The organism is Kitasatospora kazusensis (assembly GCF_039529945.1).
Lineage (GTDB): Bacteria > Actinomycetota > Actinomycetes > Streptomycetales > Streptomycetaceae > Kitasatospora > Kitasatospora kazusensis.
Window position 1 is genome coordinate 989 of the sequence record NZ_BAAANT010000100.1, and the last position, 3,583, is coordinate 4,571.

The 3,583-nt window shown below is 68.2% G+C and carries 4 protein-coding genes and 1 pseudogene; 2 read left to right on the forward strand and 3 right to left on the reverse strand.

The window, feature by feature from the left end; all coding sequences use genetic code 11:
- A pseudogene (locus ABD330_RS31955) lies at window positions 1–437 on the reverse strand (hypothetical protein); the annotation flags it as partial.
- Between the two features lie 171 nt (window positions 438–608).
- Here ABD330_RS31955 and ABD330_RS31960 point away from each other — a divergent pair.
- Window positions 609–875, forward strand: coding sequence for a winged helix-turn-helix domain-containing protein (locus ABD330_RS31960; protein ID WP_344469816.1), 267 nt, complete (start codon window positions 609–611; stop codon window positions 873–875).
- Between the two features lie 44 nt (window positions 876–919).
- Here the strand turns inward: ABD330_RS31960 and ABD330_RS31965 are convergent, their stop codons facing one another.
- Both ABD330_RS31965 and ABD330_RS31970 read right to left on the reverse strand, forming a co-directional pair.
- Window positions 920–1,444 carry a GNAT family N-acetyltransferase gene (locus tag ABD330_RS31965; RefSeq protein ID WP_344469817.1) on the reverse strand — a complete coding sequence of 175 codons (525 nt, stop codon included), beginning with the start codon at window positions 1,442–1,444 and terminating at the stop codon, window positions 920–922.
- The gene (locus ABD330_RS31970; RefSeq protein ID WP_344469819.1) at window positions 1,429–2,691 is read right to left on the reverse strand and encodes an NsdA family TPR-like regulatory protein; all 1,263 of its coding nucleotides are present in this window, start codon (window positions 2,689–2,691) and stop codon (window positions 1,429–1,431) included. Before ABD330_RS31970 ends, ABD330_RS31965 begins: the two co-directional genes overlap by 16 nt.
- 398 nt (window positions 2,692–3,089) lie before the next feature.
- On the opposite strand from ABD330_RS31970, the gene ABD330_RS31975 reads away from it, so the two are divergent.
- Complete coding sequence (locus ABD330_RS31975; protein ID WP_344469820.1) at window positions 3,090–3,515, forward strand: ATP-binding protein; 426 nt, start codon at window positions 3,090–3,092, stop codon at window positions 3,513–3,515.
- Window positions 3,516–3,583: the final 68 nt, after the last annotated feature.

The window sequence follows — 3,583 nt, forward strand, 5'->3', positions numbered from 1 at the left end:
ACCGCGACCGGCTCGACCGCGACCGGCTCGACCGCGACCGGCTCGACCGCGACCGGCTCGACCGCGACCGGCTCGACCGCGACCGGCTCGACCGCGACCGGCTCGACCGCGACGCGCGCCCGATACTCCCGCTCGATCACCGTGGCTTCGATCTGCCGCCGAGTCGGGCCGACGGGCGGGGTCCACGCGGGTTCCGGCAGATGGACAGGTGCCGGACTCGGCTCGGGGGCGGTCGCGGGGAATGGCTCCGGGGCGCGGCGGTAGTAGGTGGGCACACGGAGCCCGGCCAGCTCGACCCGCACGGGCAGAGGCGCCCCGGCGCGGTGTCGGCCGGTGGGGGGCTCCGTCGTGCCGCTCAGGTACAGCGCCGCGGCGAACGCGAGCACCAAGGCTCCGACGCATGTGTAGAGCCAGGCCCAGAATGTAAGGTCGGACATGTTGGCAGCTCCCTAAAGCTGTCGACGGTTCGCCCCCGGTCGCCGGCCCTAATCGGCTTCCGGGGGTTCCTTTGTGTCGTTGACCGTACCCAACTCCTATAGGTACGTCCAGAGACGTTCAGGCTCGTACCGGCACGCATGGGAACGTTCTTGTCGTCCTACGCTCTTCGTATGGACGCAACACCGATCAACCCGGACGCCGAGGAACACCCGTACCAGCAGATCGCGACGGACATCGTCCGCGCCATTCGGTCCGGCGAACTTCCGGTCGGAAGTCGCGTGCCATCCGAGGCAACACTGATCCAGACATACGGCGTCGCGCGGAACACGGCCCGCCATGCAGTCGAGTACCTGCGGGCCGAGGGGTGGGTGCGCACTCTTCCGCAGCGGGGCACGTTTGTTGTCGAGCGCGTTGATCCAGCCGACGAGAACGAGTAGGCCCCGCTGGCGAATGCCGAGCGGGGCCGTCGAGCAGGCAGGGCTCAGGGCAGGTCGCGGAGCATCACCGCATACCTGGGTGAATCCGGGAACGGCTGCCGATCGCCGACCTTGCGGTACCCCCACGATTCGTACAGATCTTGAACCTTGGGGTGCTCCGGGTCGACCAGCAGCACCGCCAGTGCTTCCGGCCGGTCAGCTATCAGCGCCGCGTGCAGTTGATCCGACATGCCAGTCTTGCGCCACCTCGGACGCACCATCAACTCGGACACCGAGAACGTGTCGCTGTGCTCGGGCGGCCTAGCCAGGCACTCCCGCCACCACTCTCGGCCGGGCGTTGCGGGCGCACCATAGGCGAAGCCCACCGGCTCCGTGCCGTCGAACCCAACCACGCAGTCGAATCCGACCAGCCCCGACCAGTGATCAACGAACCACGGGAAGCGTTGGATGAAGGGATCATCCATCTGGGTCGCGTAGGCGTCAGCGTGGACGCCGAGCAGCAGGTCTCGGAAGTCGGCCGGCAGATCGCCGTGACGGTAACGCCGCAACTCAATCAAGATCGGCTCCATTCGGTACGGAAGCGGTCGGCCCACTCTCGCGCAGCAGGAGTGGTCGCCGAAAGGGTCAACAGCTCACGGTAGAAGTCGCCGAGCAGTGTCCGCATGCGGCCCGGGATCGGAGCATCGGTCATCAGGTCGAACACGCTCCCCGCCGTCTTGGTGGCAAGCTCTAGCTCTCCTTGGTGAAGTTGGGCGAGTGCGAGCCGAGCCTTGGCCAACGCTCGATTCCGGCGGAACTGCGCCGGCAGCGTTGCCAAGGCGCGGTGTGACGCACTTTCAGCCTGTTCGGCATCGCCGAGCCGGTCCCGGACGATCGCGGTCAGCGCATGCAGCTCCGGTGCACCGTAGAACGCGACCCATGACGGCCGGGCCGCATCTCTTGCCCGGCCGAGTGCATCCTCGGCTAGCCCGATCGACCGGAGCGCGCCTTGACGGTCGCCGAGGTTTGCCAGGCCCACGGCGGTACGAGCATGAGCCAGGGACGCGAACAGCGGGTCGCGGCGCGTGATGCTGGTCGACTGGGCCGCCCGAGCGGCTGCTACCGCGTCGCCGTGCTGGTGCTGCTGGTGCGCAAGCATCGCCAGCGAGTTCCACGCCCGAAGCTGTGCAGTCGAGTCCTGCGCCAAGCCGGCGTATGTTACGCATCGGTCGAGGTGCTGCTGTGCCCGATCAAGCTCGCGAGCGTCGATGCACGACCAGGCCGCTACCGCAGTGAAGTCGGCGGCGGCGCTGAACAGGTGTTGACGAACTCGGTCGCTGGCGGTGCCGTTGCGCTGCAAGGCGATAACCTCGTCGGCGCCCCGGAGCGCAGCGCGTTCGAGGGCGACGTGACCGCCCCTGCGATCATCCAAGGCATCGAGCTTACGTAGACCGGCGCTCACCCGATCGACGTCTGTGAAGCCGACAGAGTGGCGGGTGGCGAGCATCGGCACAGCGACCGCGGCGGCGGCGGTCGGCCCGGACGTAATGAAGGTACGGCGCCGCACAGGTTCCTCCGGTGGCGACGCGGGGCGCTGGCCCCGTGGGGTGAAGCCGAGTTGTTCGGCCGTGCAGTCGAATACTGCCTCTAACCCGGCGCGTTGCTTGGCGTTGGGCCATCGGGTTTTGCCGGTCACCCAGTTGTGCACTGTCCGCTCGGTGCAGGTCCCGTACCGGCCCGACACTGACTCCGTGTACTGGTTGATCCGACGGGCTAACTCGGCGTGTCCGATGCCGAGTTCGGCGATGGCCTGGCGGAGCGCGATGTTGTCCCCCATGAGCGCACAGTAGCGCCACGCTAACTAGTCGCGCAGATGGCGAGGTAAAGAGAGCCCCAAAATTTCCTGCTGCTAGGCCGAGCTGATTCGGGATTCTTCCTTACCGACTGCCGCCTGACGGTCGTTCACTGGTCAAGTCCGCCGGACGACACGGCCGATCACCGGCTCGTCGGGGAAGCCCGGCGCGGCATCCCCTGGGCTGCGCGTCCTGTCCCCCGGCGGGGCGCGCAGCCCACCATGAGCGAAGGGTGCGAGATGGTCATCGACCGCCGGCACAGCAAGGGCATCGACCAGCAGGTGCAGCCCCGAACCCACCGCGTCGCGCAGCGGTACCCCTGGTGGTTGCGGTGAGTGCCCGGCCGGTGTGGGACATCCTCGAAGAGTCTTGGACTGTCACCGTGGGCGACGTTGAGGCCGTCGCCCTGTCCCGTAGTCGAGCACTCGCCGCCGCGAGCGGCTGGTGCTCCCAGCCGCTCCCCATCCTGGTCGCGCAGTCGATCCGCCTTGTCGTCTCGGAACTCGTCACCAACGCGCTCCGGCACGCCGGTGAGGCTGGTCCCATCACCGTCACTATCTGGCTCACCCCGCACAAGAACCTCGCGGTCTTGGTCAAGGACGGCTCGCCCGAACCGCCGATCCTCAGTCAGCCCTACGACGACGGGACCGCAGGCCGAGGGTTGGCGGTGGTCGCAGCCGAAACGATCTCGTGGAGTTGGCGGGCCGAGAACAGGGGTGGCAAGACGGTCAGCGCAACGATCGCGCTGCCGGGATCGGCCACGGCGCGCCGCGCCACCCCCGCCAGTCAGCAGGCGCTCACCAGCTGACCCCTTGTTTCCGCCCGGCAACCCGGGCGGACCAGGCGCCGGCCGCCACCCCTTCCCGGTGGCGGCCG